Below are 14,031 nucleotides of genomic sequence, written 5' to 3'. Positions count from 1 at the left end.
GAGACAGGATCCGATTAATACCACGGCCGGTCCGCTCAACGATCCCCGTTTGCTTGAATGCATCCGCAATCAACGGGTTGCGCGGGTGCGGTGGTGCGACGAGCAGATTGTCCAGCCGGATACCGGAAGGGAAACCACCCGGATTGGAAATCTCAAACTGATCGTCCCGCCACTGGACATGTACAGCGCCACGCGCGGTGTAATGATGGTGGATCAACGCATTGGCAAGCGATTCACGGAAGGCGACGGGGGATGGTCCACCGCTCGGTGCGCCGGACCGGACCGATTTCGGTCCCGTGCAGGCTGCGCTTGTGGACAAAGATGATCATGTCATCGACGGCGAGTGGCAGGTGGGAACGAATCTCCATCTGGTCGGCGATGTGGCTCTTGTTGCTTCCGCGGAAGCGGCCAGCCTGAATTCAGGCGTCGGGGAACAGCCGGTCGCGGTCGATGTCGCGCCCGAACAGGAGGACGCCCCCGACCGTCGGGACGGTCCGGCCCTGATGGGATGTGACCAGCCGCGGGGTCGGCCGTGCGGAGCGTGCGGACTGTGGCGAACAGCTCGGAAGCAGCTCGGAAGTCCACCGTTTCCGAGCTCAGCTCGGGTACCGTGGGCGACTTCGGAGGCCCGCTCCCCGCTCGTAGATCAGCGTCGTGCGCGGTGTGGAGTGTCCGGCGAGTGCCATCAGCTTGCGCAGGGTGGTGCCTGACGCTGCAAGTCGCAAGTCTGACTCACAACCTCTACTCGCAAGTCTGACTCACAACTTCGGTGTATGTTGAGTTGTGAGTTGTGAGTTGCGAGAGGGTGCAGTGGCCAATTTGCAGAGAGATGTCGACGAGGCGCTTGTTCGCCTGCGTCGCGCCCGTACCGACCTGCAGGCGATCGAAGTGAAGGCCGCAGCGAGCGGCCTGCCCAAATCGGTCGCCGAGACCGTCTCGGCCTTCGCAAACGCACAGGGCGGTCTCCTGATCCTCGGACTGGATGAGGCCCGGGGATTCCAGTCAGTTGCGATCGATGCGCCGAAGGTCGCAAGTGATCTTGCTTCGGCCTGTGCTGATCAGTTGGACCCGCCAATCCGCCCTGAAATCGATATTGTAGCGGTGGATGGCCGGCCGGTTGTTGTGGCGCGGGTCGACGAGCTACCAACGGATCGCAAACCCTGTCATCTGCGGACACGTGGCATAGATCGAGGTTCGTATCTCCGCACGCACGACGGCGACCGGGCCCTTACCTCATACGAGGTACACGTCATGGTCGCTTCTCGCGGCCAACCCCGCGATGACACCTTTCCGGTGCCGGATGCCGGTCTGGATGATCTCGATTCGGACCTTGTCGCTGCGTTGCTTCGCCGCCTGCGCGAAACACGGGGACCTGTGTTTGCCAAAGCTTCGGACGATGAGGCGCTCCGCCTGGTCCGGGTTATTGTCGATACCGAAGACGGAGCAAAGCCTACTCTCGCCGGTCTTCTCGCGCTCGGCCGCTATCCGCAGCGCTTCTATCCTCAACTCGATGTGACTTTCGTTGCGTATCCCACTGTCAACGGGGAACCCCTGCAGGATGGGACCCGTTTCCTTGACAACCAATCAGTAGATGGCCCTATCCCCACCATGGTCGCGACCGCGCTGACTGCCATGCGCCGAAACATGAAACGTCGCTCTGTCATCGTCGGCCTCGGTCGACAAGACCAGTGGGAGTATCCTGAAGAGGCCATCCGGGAGATTGTGGCCAATGCGCTCATGCATCGTGACTATCACCCTCTTGCACACGGGACCCAGGTTCGCATCGGACTTTATCCAGACCGTCTTGAAGTAAGCAGCCCGGGTGGCCTCCACGGGCCGATCGCCAGGGAAGATCTGCTCGCCGAATCGGTCTCGTCGTCCCGGAACGCCCTACTGTCCAAGCTCCTTGAGGACGTCGAGATACCGGGCACGAATCGCACTGTCTGTGAAAATCGCGGCTCGGGCCTGCTCGCAACCGCGGCCGCGCTGCGCAGCGCGGGCATTGAACCGCCCAACCTCGTCGATAACGTGCGCGAGTTTCGTGTTGTGATACAGAATCACGGGCTCCTGGACGATGATGCCGTGGGCTGGCTGTCAACGATCGACACCGTGGCGCTGACAGACCGGCAACGCCTCGGCCTCGCGTTCCTTCGCCGCAACGCGACGATCACCAACCATCAGTACCGAACGCTCACCGGTTGCGATTCGCTCACCGCTACAAAGGATCTGACTGGAATGGCACTACGCGGACTTCTCGACAAGAGAAGCGATCGCCGGTGGACCGTTTGGCGCCTCGCAACGGATTTGACCGGTGTCGAGGCACCAGACCTGGCGCAGCCGAGCCCGTACCCCGATGCTACCGGCACCGTATCAACAGCTCGTCGTAGCCGAAGTGAAGGAAGACGAGAAGAAATCCGCGCCCTCCTCGCGAACGGCCCTCGCAGCGCGCACGAGATGGCTGCCGAACTGGCGCTTACCGCTGAGGGAGTGCTGCGCTGGCTGCGCCGGATGGAAACCGACGGGGAGATCAGGACGACCGCGACGTCACGTAACAGTCGTCTCAACCGCTGGGAGTTGATCGAATACTCGTGAAAGTACGTGCAAGGAGTTGTCAGGTATTCCACTAGAGTGCGCCGTCCGTGACGGTCATGGTGCACAGCGCGAGGGTACGGTGCCGGATCAGGTCGCAGGGCGGGATCGTCCGGGCCGATCACGACCCATGCGAGCACGGGTTGGTGCGAGCGAGGAGCAGAGTGACGTCGTCGTCGAACGAGTCGCCGCCCGCTTCGGTGCCGACGGTGCCGGGTTGGTAGCGCCATGTCAGTTCCAAGCCATCCACGGCCGGGACGTCCCGGGGCAGTAGAGCGCGTTGCAGCGTTAAGGCGGCGGTCGGCGTCGGCTGCGTACGGTTCGTCCGCCGGGTCGGCAAGGGTCGCGCCGGTAACCTCCTCATTGATGATCGCTTCACCGGTTGCCAGTACCTGGCGGTCCATCTCCCAACCGCCGGGGTCAATGTGCGGCAGCAGATCCGGGCCAGGCTGGCCGATCATCTCCTGAGGGGTCAGGCCGGCAGCTGCGGCAGCGAGGTGGTTCACTGCGCGGAACCGCAGCTCGCGATCAACGATGCTCAGTATCATCGGCGCCACGTCGAACAGCTGCGAACTGAGTAGCACGTCTTCCCACGGCTTGGATGTCGGCAGGCTCCGCGGGTCGGGCGACGGGTCAGGAGAGGGAAAAGGAAGGCTGCCCGCCGCGTCCGGCCACTGGGGTGGCGGCGTTGGATTCATGGTGGGACCAGTCCTGCCGTGGCCGTGAGCGATGCCGATCGTCGCCAGAAGCTCGGACGAATAGGGACGGGTACAAGTCTGGGGCCGGACTACCAGATCCGCGAGCCGGAACCCGCCAGGCAGCTCGCGCCGGGCTCCGTCAGCCGGTGCACGATCCGTGCAGGATAGATCGTGGAGAGATCCAGTATCAGATGATCTCTTAATTCGCGGACGGTTCCCGGGCGTGTCGTCCGGCGCGTTCCTATCGTCGGGTGCTGTTTCGCCGGAAGTGGCCGGGCGGGGTGGGCGGGTCCTGGTTGTGGCGGTACGGTATGGAACGACAGCAGACATTACGCATACCAGGAGACCGCCCCCATGGCAGGCGATGAGTCGTCCGAGCAAGACCTGTGGTCGAGGATCGACACCTCCGTTCCGCATTCCGCCCGGATCTGGAATTATTGGCTGGGCGGCAAGGACTGTTACCCGGTGGACCGGGCCGCTGGCGATGAATACGTCAAGGTCTTCCCGGGTATCAGCGAACTGGCCCGTGCGTCCCGGGGTTTTCTTTCCCGTGCGGTCGCCTACCTGGCCGGTGAGGCGGGTATCCGGCAGTTCCTCGACATCGGCACGGGTCTACCCACGGCCGACAACACCCATGAGGTCGCCCAGCGGGTCGCTCCGGACTCCCGGATCGTCTATGTCGACAACGACCCCCTGGTACTGGTCCACGCCCGCGCGCTGCTGGTCAGTACTCCTGACGGAGCCACGGACTACCTCGACGCCGACCTGCGGGATCCGGACACCATCCTGGCCGGTGCGGCGCGTACGCTGAACTTCGACCAGCCGGTTGCGCTGATGCTGATGGGGATCCTCGGCCACATCGTCGACGACGACGAGGTGCTGTCCATCGTGAAGCGACTGCTGGACGCCCTGCCATCAGGCAGCTATCTGGCGACCTACGACGGCACCCGCCCGGCCGGCGACACCGGGTTCGACGAGGCCCAGGACGACTACAACGAGACCGGCGCCGTCCCGTACATCCTGCGCACCCCCGAGCAGATCGCCCGCCGTTTCGACGGGCTTGAACTGATCGAACCCGGAGTCGTGTCGCACACCCACTGGCGGCCCGAACCCACTCCGGACGGTAGCCTGCCGGCCCCGGTCGACGGGTACTGCGGCGTCGGTCGGAAGGCCTAGCCCCTACCGGCTGGCCCCGCCAGCGGCATTGCGGGTCCTGGACCAGTGCATGCCCGTGCATTGGTCCAGGCTGGTCGTCATGAGTGCGGAATAGTTATTGGCCGCTGGCCTATGGGCATTTTATCCACTATCTGCCTATCAATCCGGATCATCCGTTTCCGGCGCGGCCGTAATGATTCTTTGCCGCGACAGGAATGAGAGGCCCGAACATGGGCATCACGGCGTCTGGACCGTGAGGAAGCCAAGATCGCAAATGGGCTCCTGAGAACGGTTTTCGGTCAGGCCGCGAGATGGGAGAGCAGCCGTGAGTGCTGCAACAGCACCGGCGCACCGGGACGGTGAACGCGCTGGAGGCGTTCCGTGGTGGCTCGTCCTCGCTGTGGGGATCGCCTGGGCCTTGTTCGCCCTGGCGATGATCCAGTTCGATCTGACGACCGAACGGTCCATCGCGGTACTACTGGGTGTCGTCCTGCTTGTCAGTGCAGTGAGTGAGTTGCTCGCCACGACTGCGACAGCACGGGACTGGCGCTGGTCACACGCCCTGCTCGCGGTGCTCTTTGTCGCCGGTGGCGTGGTCGCGTTGGCCTGGCCGGATCCGACCTTCACGGTGGTGGCCCGGATCGTAGCCTGGTACCTGTTGGGCAAGGGTATTTACGATGTTGTGAACGCCTTCGTCGCGCGCCGCGCCGAGCTTCGCACGACCGAACTTCGCCTGACGGAACTTCGCACGACAGAGCTTCGCGGAACCGCACAGTGGTGGATGCCGCTGATCGTCGGCGCGTTCGAGATCGGGGTTGCCTTCTGGGCCGCCGCCTACCCGAACCGCTCCCTCACCCTGCTGGTTCTCTGGGTGAGTCTTGCGGCACTGGCCACTGGGCTGACGAAGATTGCAATGGCTACCCGGATGCGGGGTGTCCGGCGCGAGCTTGCGGCGCTGGACATGTTCCCGTCCACCGGATTTGGCGCCCCCGCAGTTAGCGAAGCCACCCGTACACATGCGCGTACCGAAGCACATGCGCGTACCGAGGCACAAACGCGTACCGAAGCGACCGCGGGAGAAGCCCGCGGCCAGGGGCGCTTCGCCTGAGAGCCGGTGTGCCATCCACTTCCGTGACTGACGTGTGCGCACGGTCAGTTTTCGATGGCGGCGACGGGCGGGTGAGTTCTGCTCTCCGGGGTAACCGGTATCGCCGCGTACCCGCGTAGGACCCGGGTCTGCCGTCGGCGGGGCTCGTCGGCGAACGCCAGCTCCGGATAGCGCTCGAACAGCTTACGAAGGCCGATCTCACCTTCGAGGCGGGCGAGCGCGGCACCGAGGCAGTAGTGGATGCCGTTGGAGAAGGCCAGATGTTCTCGGGCGTTGGCTCGCCGGATGTCGAAAGAGTGGGGATCGGTGAAAATGGCCGGGTCCCGGTTGACGCCGCCGAGAAAGACGGCGACCAGTTGGTTGGCCTGTATCGGAACACCGCAGATCTCGGTGTCCTCGTGCGCGAATCGGGCGGCGATTTGTACTGGTGATTCGTACCGCAGGATCTCCTCGACGGCGTTGGGCCACAGGCCCGGGTCATCGCGCAGGAGCGTCTGTTGCTCGGGGTGACTCAGCAACAGGACGGCGCCGTTTCCGAGCAGGTTGGCGGTCGTCTCGAAGCCTGCTGCGAGCAGTAGTTGTGCGGTCGCGGTCAATTCCGTCTCGTTCAGTCGCTGGCCTTCGTCGACGGCGAGGACCAGCTTGCTGAGCAGATTGTCGCCCGGGTTGCGGCGCAGGCGTTCGAAATGCCCGTGCAGCCAGGTGTTGATATCCCGGAGCGCATTCTCCGCATGCCGGTACTCCGGGTAGGACAGGCCGATGTCGAGACTCGGTGCCGCCGCGGTGCCCCAGGCCAGCAACTGTGCGCGCATATCGGCCGGAATGCCGAGGATTTCGGCTATCACCGTGACCGGCAACAGGCTGGCGTAGCGGCCGACGAGGTCGACCCCGGCCGCGCCCGCCATGTCGTCGAGGAGTTCGTCGGCGGTCTCCTCGATACGTCCACGCAGGTTCTCGATCGCTCGGGGCGTGAACACCTTCGACACGAGTTTGCGATAGCGAGTGTGGTCGGGCGGGTCGACGGCGAGCAACGACGGCGGGTTGAGCGGGCCGTTGACCCTTTCATCGCGGGATGCGGCCCACACCATGCGCAGGAGCCGAGGAAGCGCCGAGCCGTCGAACCCGACCCGGAACTGCTCACCGCGCAGGACGGCAGCCGCGGCCTGGTGGCTGACAGTCATCATTGCCAACCGTCCGGATGTGAAAGCGCCCTGCGAGCGCATCTCGTCGTACAGCGGGAACGGGTCGGCACGAAGCGTCGGATCGGTGAGCAGGAGCGTGTGCTGATCACCCCGACGCTGGGCTGTGCGTATCACGGCCCGCGCCGCGCCGTGCCGGACCGCCCAGCGCATTCTGGTCCCCATTGGTGTACCGCGCATCATCGGCACCGTCCTTTCACCGAAATCGTCCCTCCATCGGACCGCACGGTCGTGCGAATCGAACGATTGAGCTGTGTGAGCGGCGTGCGAAAGCGCGGCGACGTGATCGACGCCGGGTCGCGCGGGCGCTAAAAGGCGCCCGCCAGCAGGACGAGGAGCCCGCCGACGGCGACCAGGCTCGCGGCGGCCGCGACTGCGCCGACCGCGGTCGGCGCCGATACGCCGGGCCCACCCGTACCTGCACCGGCGACGGCCTGCCGGTAGCGGAGGAGTCCACGTAACATGATCACTGCACCGGTGGTCAGCCCGAGGATCCCGGGAAGCCCGGCGCCCAGGCGGCCCAACAGGCCCAGGTGACCCAGGTGGCGTGTTGCGTGCACGAGAAACACGCCGACGGCGGCGAAGGAGAGGCCGGTGCGCTGCCAGGCGAGGTAGGTGCGTTCGCTCTGCAGCCCCGGGTCGGGTATCTCCTCGGGGTGCCCGACGGCGGGCCGGGTCATCGACCTGCACCTCCGGAGCTGTACAGGATGGATGCCAGGGCGATCAGGCTCACCAATGTGATCACGACACCCAGCAGGCGGGGTACCTGCGACGGGGGCAGCGGCCGCCCGAGCCGCAGGGCGCGTTCCACGTCCGCCCAGCGCCGGTAGCTGGTCGTGGAGATGACGATGCTCATGATGACGAACGTGACGCCGAGGATGTGACGGCTGCCGGGGAAACCGAAGTCCGGCACGACCTGCACGACCGCGACACCGCCTGCCAACAGCGCCAGCGCGGTTCGGATCCAGGCGAGAAATGTCCGTTCGTTGGCCAGTGTGAAACGGTAGTCCGGCTCCGACCCGACCTGGCGGACGTCGGTGGCGCTCGGCCACTGCCGGCGCAGGCCCAACCGCCACGGCTGGTGCCCTGGCGGGCGCACATCCGCGGACGAATGTCCGGTCTCGCACGTCGGTGCCTGCGCGCCAGGCCCGTCGGAGACCGGTGGGCCGCCACCGCGACGATCGTTCACCATGGCTGTCATCCCCGTCCCGCTGCCGTCGGAGAGATCGTCGATGCCGCCTGCCAATGCCCGTCCATCCCAAGCGTCCGTGGCCGGCGCCACCCGGTTGACGCCGGTATCAGCGGATTCGGCGCCGCTGTTCGTCTATGGAAGTCTGCTGTTTCCCGAGGTCGTCCGCATCCTTATCGGCCGTGGCCCCGGCCTGACAGCAGGAGGTCGCCATGGACCATGATCGAACGGATCCGCAGGCTGGAGCGGCCTCGGCCGGACCGGCAGCCGGTGGGTACGGCCCCCGCGCGTTCGTCACCGTGAGCCGTGGCGGCACCGCGAGCAGTAGCTGCTTCACCGTCGACGGCCGCCGGTTCCGCTTCGGTGGCACGAACAACTACTACCTCCACTACAAGGGTCGCCACATGACCGACCGCGTGCTCACGGACGCCCGGTCGATGGGGCTGCGGGTGGTGCGCTGCTGGGGTTTCCTCGACGGTTCCGGGGCCGACGGGGTCGTGCTCCAGCCGGCGCCCTTCACCTATGACGAGGACGGTTTCGCGCACCTGGACCACGCCGTGTTCAGGGCCGGCCAGCTCGGGCTCCGCCTCGTGATCGTGCTGACGAACAACTGGAGTGATTTCGGCGGGATACCGCAGTACGCCACCTGGTTCTCGGCCGAGCACGACGACTTCTTCCGGCGCCGTGACATCAGGAACTGCTATCAGGCCTGGGTAGGGCATGTGATCGGCCGGCGGAACCGGTACACCGGGCTGCGCTACGACGCCGACCCGACAATCATGGCGTGGGAGCTGGCGAACGAGCCTCGCTGCCCGTCCGATACATCTGGTGACACGCTGGTCGCCTGGGTCGAGGAGATGAGCCGCTATGTGAAGGGACTGGCGCCACGCCAGCTGGTCGCCGTGGGCGATGAGGGCTTCTACGGTCGGGCCGACGAGCCATCCCACCCATATTCCGATCATGAAGGGGTGGCCTGGCGTCGGCTCATCGCATTGCCCGCCGTGGACTACGGTACGTTTCACCTGCATCCGCAACGCTGGGGTGATATGACCCCGGACTGGGGCATTCAGTGGATCCGTGACCATATCCGCGACGCCCGCAGGGCCAAGAAGCCGGCGGTGCTCGAGGAGTTCGGCTGGCGAGCCGACGAAGCGACCCGTAATACGATCTACCGGGCATGGACGGACGCGGTCGAGCGGTTCGACGGCGACGGGGACAACTTCTGGATCCTCACCGGTCGCAATGACGATGGATCCCACTATGCCGACTATGACGGTCTTCGTGTGGTCTACCCGTCGACTACGGCAGCCCTTCTCGCGGACCATGCCGGGCGGATGTGTCCGCTGGCCATCAGTGGTCATGAGCTGTTGTGAGAGCCGCCCGTGGCAACAGGATGTGACGGCGGCCGGTGGGGGAGCCGCCCATGGCTGGCGGGACGGCCAATGCGACGTGTCCGGTCTTAGGGGCGTATTCTCCGAAGGCCGTGATTGGTCTCACGTTCGGGGGAGTCGGGTGACAACGTCACATCAGTTGGTCATGTACCGGGTATCCCCGCTATTGACCTATCCCGACGAGCCGGGGACGACTCCGCTTCCATCCGAGCCGAGCTGGTCTGAACCCGAGCCGAGCTGGTCTGAACCCGAAACGACTCCGCTTACGTTGCCTCGGGAGCGGCAGGCGGGGGCATGGCGCCCTGGTTACGCCGTGTTCCTGATCGTCTTTTTGATCTTTTCTGCCTTCGGATGGTGGGCCTGGGCCCGCGACTCCGGTTTCGGTTTCCTCGGTTGGATTGCCACCGTGGTCTGGACTGTGCCCATCAGCGGTACGCTCCTGGGCCTGTCCGGCGGTCTGCTCACGACAGCCCGTCTCCGTCGGGACCGAAGGCTGCCGCCTACCGCGGCTATGGTTTACGACCTGCTGGTGGTGGTCGTCCCCACCATCGGGCGGCACGACACCTATCCCGCCCTGGAACGGGCGGTCGCCTCGTTCTGTCGCTATCTACCCGCATACTTCCCGAACCTGCGGGTGGACGTGGTGATCGAGGAGGGGTGCGAGGCCCGCGAACAGATCGCCAGACTAGCTGCGGTGACTGCACGAATCCGGATCATCACGGTACCGCGCGGTTACCGCACGCCCAACGGCACCCGATTCAAAGCCCGCGCGAACCACTACGTCAACGAGGTCCGCTGCGCCGAGGGCGAGGCCCGTGATGACGTGTGGGTGCTGCACATGGACGACGACACCGGTGTCGGTCCCGACACCACCGAGGCCGTGGCCCGGTTCATCAACGCACAGTGGCTGGCTGGCGAGAATGCCCGGCATCTCGCCCAGGGCGTGCTCAGCTATCCCCGGGAACATGCGGTGAACCCGTTGCTCTGGTTGGCCGACGCGGTCCGCCCCGGTTGTGACATCAGCATGTTCGCGGCCACCACCGGTCGTGGCATGCCGCGCGCCGGGCTCCACGGGGAACTCCTGCTGGTGCGAGCCTCCATCGAGGCCGAGATCGGCTGGGACTTCGGCTCCCAGTCCATCGTCGAGGACGCCGAATTCGCGCTGCGTTTCTGTGACCGGTACCCGCGGCGCAGTGACTGGTTCTCGGGTCGCTCCTACGGTGCGTCACCGGCAAGCGTGGCCGACTTCATTCGCCAACGGGAACGGTGGGCGTGGGGCCTGTTCATGCTTTCGGCCAAACGCTCCATCCCGCTGCGCCGCCGGTTACTCCTCCTACACAATGTCATCATATGGGCGTCCGGGCCGATGCAGCATCTCGGTTTGATCATATTGATCGGCACCCTTCTGGGTGATACCGACACCTCGCCGGCCAGTGCCGTGGTTCTGCCGATATGGGCGCTCAACATGGCTTACAGCGTCTGGTTGTACTGGGAGGGAATGAAGATTAACGCGCTGGCCTCGGCGCAGATCCGACGGCGGCTGTGGTGGGAGCCTGTCTGCCTAGTGCTTCTCATGCCGGTTTTCTCTCTGCTGGAGGCGGTGGCCGTGCTCCGGGGGCTGGTGCGTTTTCTGCGTAATGGCGAATCGACTTTCACCGTGATCGCGAAGCCGATGTGATTGTCGCGAGCAGGGTGCGCGCTGTGGCGGCGCTGCTTGTCGTACTGGTCGGGCTCACCGTGGCGACCGCTTGTGCGTCCGCGTCCGCCGACCGCACTCCCTCGTTCCGGCCGGCCACACTGGCTGCCGCGGCCGGGAATGCGGACGGCCCAGCCGTCGTCCCGGGCCCTCGGATTGCCTTTCCCTGGCGGCCGGGCCGGCCCGAACTCGGCGTACAGGTCTACTGGGATGACAACCCCGACGAGTCCGCTCAGGCAGTGGCTCTCAAGGCGGCGCGGATCGTCGACTACATCGTGGACCTGGATGCCAACGCGATAAGCATTTCCTTTCCGTTCTTCACCGACGCTGTCAGGTCCAGTACGGTTCACGCTGCCCGGGGTACGCCCGCACCGGAACGGCTCGGCATTCTCCTGGACGAGGCTGCGCGGGAGGGACTGCGGATCACCCTGCGCCCGACCCTCGACGAGAAGTCCCTGGTCGCGGCCAACCCACGGGATTGGCGCGGTACCATCAACCCGATCAGCAGGGATGCCTGGTTCGCCTCGTACCGTGGCTTCCTCGCTCCCTATCTGGCGTTGGCTGAACAGCACCACCTCAATACGGTCGTCCTTGGTACCGAACTCAATTCGCTGGAGGGCGACCCACGCTGGGGGAATCTGGCCGCGTATACCCGGACGGTGTTCACCGGTGAGATCGCGTACGCGTTCAACTGGGACGTGTTCGTTCGCACCCGGGTTCGGATGCCGGTGGATCGCGTCGGCGTGGACGCCTATCCGGAGCTTCCGCTGGGTGACGACGCCTCGGTGGCGGAGTTGGCCACCGCCTGGAACAGGTGGTTGAACCAGAAGGCGCCTGGCGTCATGCCACAGGTGATGCTGTACGAGGTGGGGGCAGCCGCACAGCCCGGCATCTACCGGCACCCGGCTACTCCGCAGACCGACGGTATGCCCGTGATTCCCGAGCTCCAGAAACGCTGGTTTGTCGCCGCCTGCCAGCTGGCCCGCGAACGTGCCCTGGCCGGTCTCTACTGGTGGCGGGTGGATTTTCACGTCAACCCGGCCACTGCGGACCCGCTGCGGGACCGGCACGAGTCATTTGTCGGCCGCCCGGCCGAACAGGCGATCCGGGACTGCTTCTCGGCCTGGGGGGAGGGGAGCTGAGTCCGTCCCCGTCCCCGTCCCCGTCCCTGTCCCGGGCCGTGACCGGCGTGTCCGGCCTGGCGGTGCTCGCCGTGATGCTGGCGAGCACCGGCGGATTCCGGGTAGAGCTGCTGGGCGCGGACCTGCTGCTGGCAGTCGGCGGTTACCTGACGACCCGGGCACTGTTGGACGCCGCGTCGTCCCGGCCGGACGGCCGGATGCAGCTGGGTGTCTGGTACCGCGACCACTTCAAGCATCGGGTTCCGCTCGCGCTGTTCACCCTGGCCGTCACGCTGGGCCTGGCCGCGCTGTTCAGCCCGCCGCAGGAGGCCCGACGGCTCGCGATGGCGGCTGTCGCCGGCCTTGCGCAGCTCGGGAACTGGTTTGACCTCTTCGTGTTGCGGGATCGAATCATCGCCTCGAACGGTGACTGGTACGCGGACCGCCCCGGCCAGATCGACCCGTTGGGGATCCTATGGCTACTGGGTCTTATCGAGCAGTTTGTTCTGCTATGGCCTATATTTCTGGGCTGTATATGGTGGTTTGCCCGGCGGGCCGGTGGACGCTTCACCCGAAGCGACGGTGCAAGGCGCACGGCGTGGCTGACCGCGTTGCCGTGCCTGCTACTCGCCGGGGTGGCCTGTCTGGTCGGTCCGCTGCGGGCGGCGGCGGGTGCCGACCTCGCCGAGCTGGCACTGGGCAGCCATGTCCGGGCAGCTGAATGGTTGTTGGGCGCCGCCGCGGCCGGGTTGGTCGTGGCGGCGCGGGCCAGGGCAGTGCCGGACGCCCCGCTGCCGGACGCCCCGCTGCCGGACGCCCCGGTGCCGGACGTCCCGGTGCCGGACGCCCCGGATAAGCTCCAGCGGGTCCGACCGGCCCGCGGAGTCTGGTGGGCCACGGTCGGCGGGATGATCGGAATAGCCGTCCTTGTTGCCAGTGCGCTAATCGCCACGGCGCATCCGGCCGACTGGCTACGCGGTGCCGGGCCGAGCGCCGCCGCCGGCGGCGGCGCACTCCTGGTGGCGACCGTCGATCGTCAGGTCGTGTCGTTTCGCCACGGCCCGATCGAGTGGCTGCTCGCCCGCGGCGGACCAGTGGAGCTGGGCCGAATGGCCTATCCACTCCTGCTGCTGCATCTTCCGGTGTTCTGGCTGCTGCGGCAGGCCTTCGCGACGGCACGCCCGGATGCACTGCTCCTTGTCGGCGGTGGGTTCGTGTGGTTTGTCGGACTACTGCTGCAGGATGGGCTGGTCGGGCGGTTGCGGACGCGCCGCTGGCGGGTGCGATGGGCGCTCCCGGTGCTGCTGCTGGCCTATGCGACGGTCGCGACCAGCAGTACCTGGCTGCCTGCCGCGGCTGAGGGGCGGCTGCGCAACGGGAGGGCGCCGGTGCTGCTGGCGCTCGGCGGGTCGTTTGCTGGTGACCTTGCGGTGACGCTTGGCAGCCGCGGCGCTGGCCGGTATTCGGTGGTGGACGGGACGCTGCCGGGGTGCGGGCTGTATCCGGTGGCGCCGCCCGCGGTACCGCTGGCCCGTATCACCGCCGACGCGCAGGTGCCGCCGTCGGCGCCCACCCGTTCGGCGGCATGCACGAACTGGGCCGAGCAGTGGCGCACGCGTATCACCCAAAGCCGCCCGGAGGCCCTGGTGGTGGATCTCAGCGCGGACGCGGCCGCGCGCCTCTACCACGGCTCGGTGATTTCGCCGTGCGACGCGGACTATCGCCAGCTCTACCGTAAGGAGCTCGACCATGCTGCCCAGCTGTGGACGGCGCTGGCACCCGGGCGGCCGGTGCTGCTGGCCGATGCCCGTAGCGTCACGGGCGAGGCCGATCCAGCGTCGAGCCGCTGTTTCAATGCGTTGATCATCGAAGCGGTCGCCCGGTA

At 66.2% G+C, this 14,031-nt stretch carries 11 protein-coding genes and 2 pseudogenes; 7 read left to right on the top strand and 6 right to left on the bottom strand.

Going from position 1 to position 14,031, the window contains the following annotated elements; all coding sequences use genetic code 11:
* Window positions 1–244, bottom strand: a pseudogene (locus U9977_RS19015) (ATP-binding protein); the annotation flags it as partial.
* 566 nt (window positions 245–810) lie between these two features.
* Here U9977_RS19015 and U9977_RS19010 point away from each other — a divergent pair.
* Window positions 811–2,592 (top strand): ATP-binding protein, encoded by a 1,782-nt coding sequence (locus U9977_RS19010; protein WP_322750630.1) that lies wholly within the window; start codon window positions 811–813, stop codon window positions 2,590–2,592.
* 118 nt (window positions 2,593–2,710) lie between these two features.
* On the opposite strand, the gene U9977_RS19005 is transcribed toward U9977_RS19010, so the two are convergent.
* The gene (locus tag U9977_RS19005; RefSeq protein WP_322750629.1) at window positions 2,711–2,839 is read right to left on the bottom strand and encodes a hypothetical protein; all 129 of its coding nucleotides are present in this window, start codon (window positions 2,837–2,839) and stop codon (window positions 2,711–2,713) included.
* 124 nt (window positions 2,840–2,963) lie between these two features.
* Window positions 2,964–3,137 (bottom strand): annotated as a pseudogene (locus tag U9977_RS27115) (PAS domain-containing protein); the annotation flags it as partial.
* A 504-nt stretch (window positions 3,138–3,641) separates the two neighbouring features.
* Between U9977_RS27115 and U9977_RS19000 the strand changes: the two are divergent.
* Together U9977_RS19000 and U9977_RS18995 are read left to right on the top strand one after the other, a co-directional pair.
* Entirely contained in the window at window positions 3,642–4,463 is an 822-nt protein-coding gene (locus U9977_RS19000) for an SAM-dependent methyltransferase (protein WP_322750628.1), read from the top strand.
* A 304-nt stretch (window positions 4,464–4,767) separates the two neighbouring features.
* Window positions 4,768–5,550, top strand: a complete 783-nt coding sequence (locus U9977_RS18995; protein WP_322750627.1) for a DUF308 domain-containing protein — start codon at window positions 4,768–4,770, stop codon at window positions 5,548–5,550.
* A 44-nt stretch (window positions 5,551–5,594) separates the two neighbouring features.
* On the opposite strand, the gene U9977_RS18990 is transcribed toward U9977_RS18995, so the two are convergent.
* The 3 genes from U9977_RS18990 to U9977_RS18980 form a co-directional block, all read right to left on the bottom strand.
* Window positions 5,595–6,929: a cytochrome P450 gene (locus U9977_RS18990; protein ID WP_322750626.1), complete on the bottom strand. Its 1,335-nt coding sequence runs from the start codon at window positions 6,927–6,929 to the stop codon at window positions 5,595–5,597.
* 128 nt (window positions 6,930–7,057) lie between these two features.
* Window positions 7,058–7,429 (bottom strand): DUF202 domain-containing protein, encoded by a 372-nt coding sequence (locus U9977_RS18985; RefSeq protein ID WP_322750625.1) that lies wholly within the window; start codon window positions 7,427–7,429, stop codon window positions 7,058–7,060.
* Window positions 7,426–7,995 carry a YidH family protein gene (locus U9977_RS18980; RefSeq protein WP_322750624.1) on the bottom strand — a complete coding sequence of 190 codons (570 nt, stop codon included), beginning with the start codon at window positions 7,993–7,995 and terminating at the stop codon, window positions 7,426–7,428. The genes U9977_RS18985 and U9977_RS18980 overlap by 4 nt, the downstream gene beginning before the upstream one ends.
* Window positions 7,996–8,150: 155 nt before the next feature.
* Here U9977_RS18980 and U9977_RS18975 point away from each other — a divergent pair, with 155 nt between their 5' ends.
* From U9977_RS18975 to U9977_RS18960, 4 genes are all read left to right on the top strand, one after another.
* The gene (locus tag U9977_RS18975; protein WP_322750623.1) at window positions 8,151–9,311 is read left to right on the top strand and encodes a glycoside hydrolase 5 family protein; all 1,161 of its coding nucleotides are present in this window, start codon (window positions 8,151–8,153) and stop codon (window positions 9,309–9,311) included.
* A 331-nt stretch (window positions 9,312–9,642) separates the two neighbouring features.
* Entirely contained in the window at window positions 9,643–11,007 is a 1,365-nt protein-coding gene (locus tag U9977_RS18970) for a glycosyltransferase family 2 protein (RefSeq protein ID WP_322750622.1), read from the top strand.
* A 23-nt stretch (window positions 11,008–11,030) separates the two neighbouring features.
* Window positions 11,031–12,167 carry a glycoside hydrolase family 113 gene (locus U9977_RS18965; RefSeq protein ID WP_322750621.1) on the top strand — a complete coding sequence of 379 codons (1,137 nt, stop codon included), beginning with the start codon at window positions 11,031–11,033 and terminating at the stop codon, window positions 12,165–12,167.
* Between the two features lie 47 nt (window positions 12,168–12,214).
* The coding region (locus U9977_RS18960) for a hypothetical protein (RefSeq protein WP_416210691.1) at window positions 12,215–14,031 on the top strand (1,817 nt) is incomplete at its 3' end.

The sequence above is a fragment of the Protofrankia sp. Cas8 genome (assembly GCF_963555845.1).
In the GTDB taxonomy this organism is placed as follows: domain Bacteria; phylum Actinomycetota; class Actinomycetes; order Frankiales; family Frankiaceae; genus Protofrankia.
The sequence above is the reverse complement of the archived record's forward strand: the minus strand, read 5'-3'. Positions and strand labels throughout refer to the sequence as shown.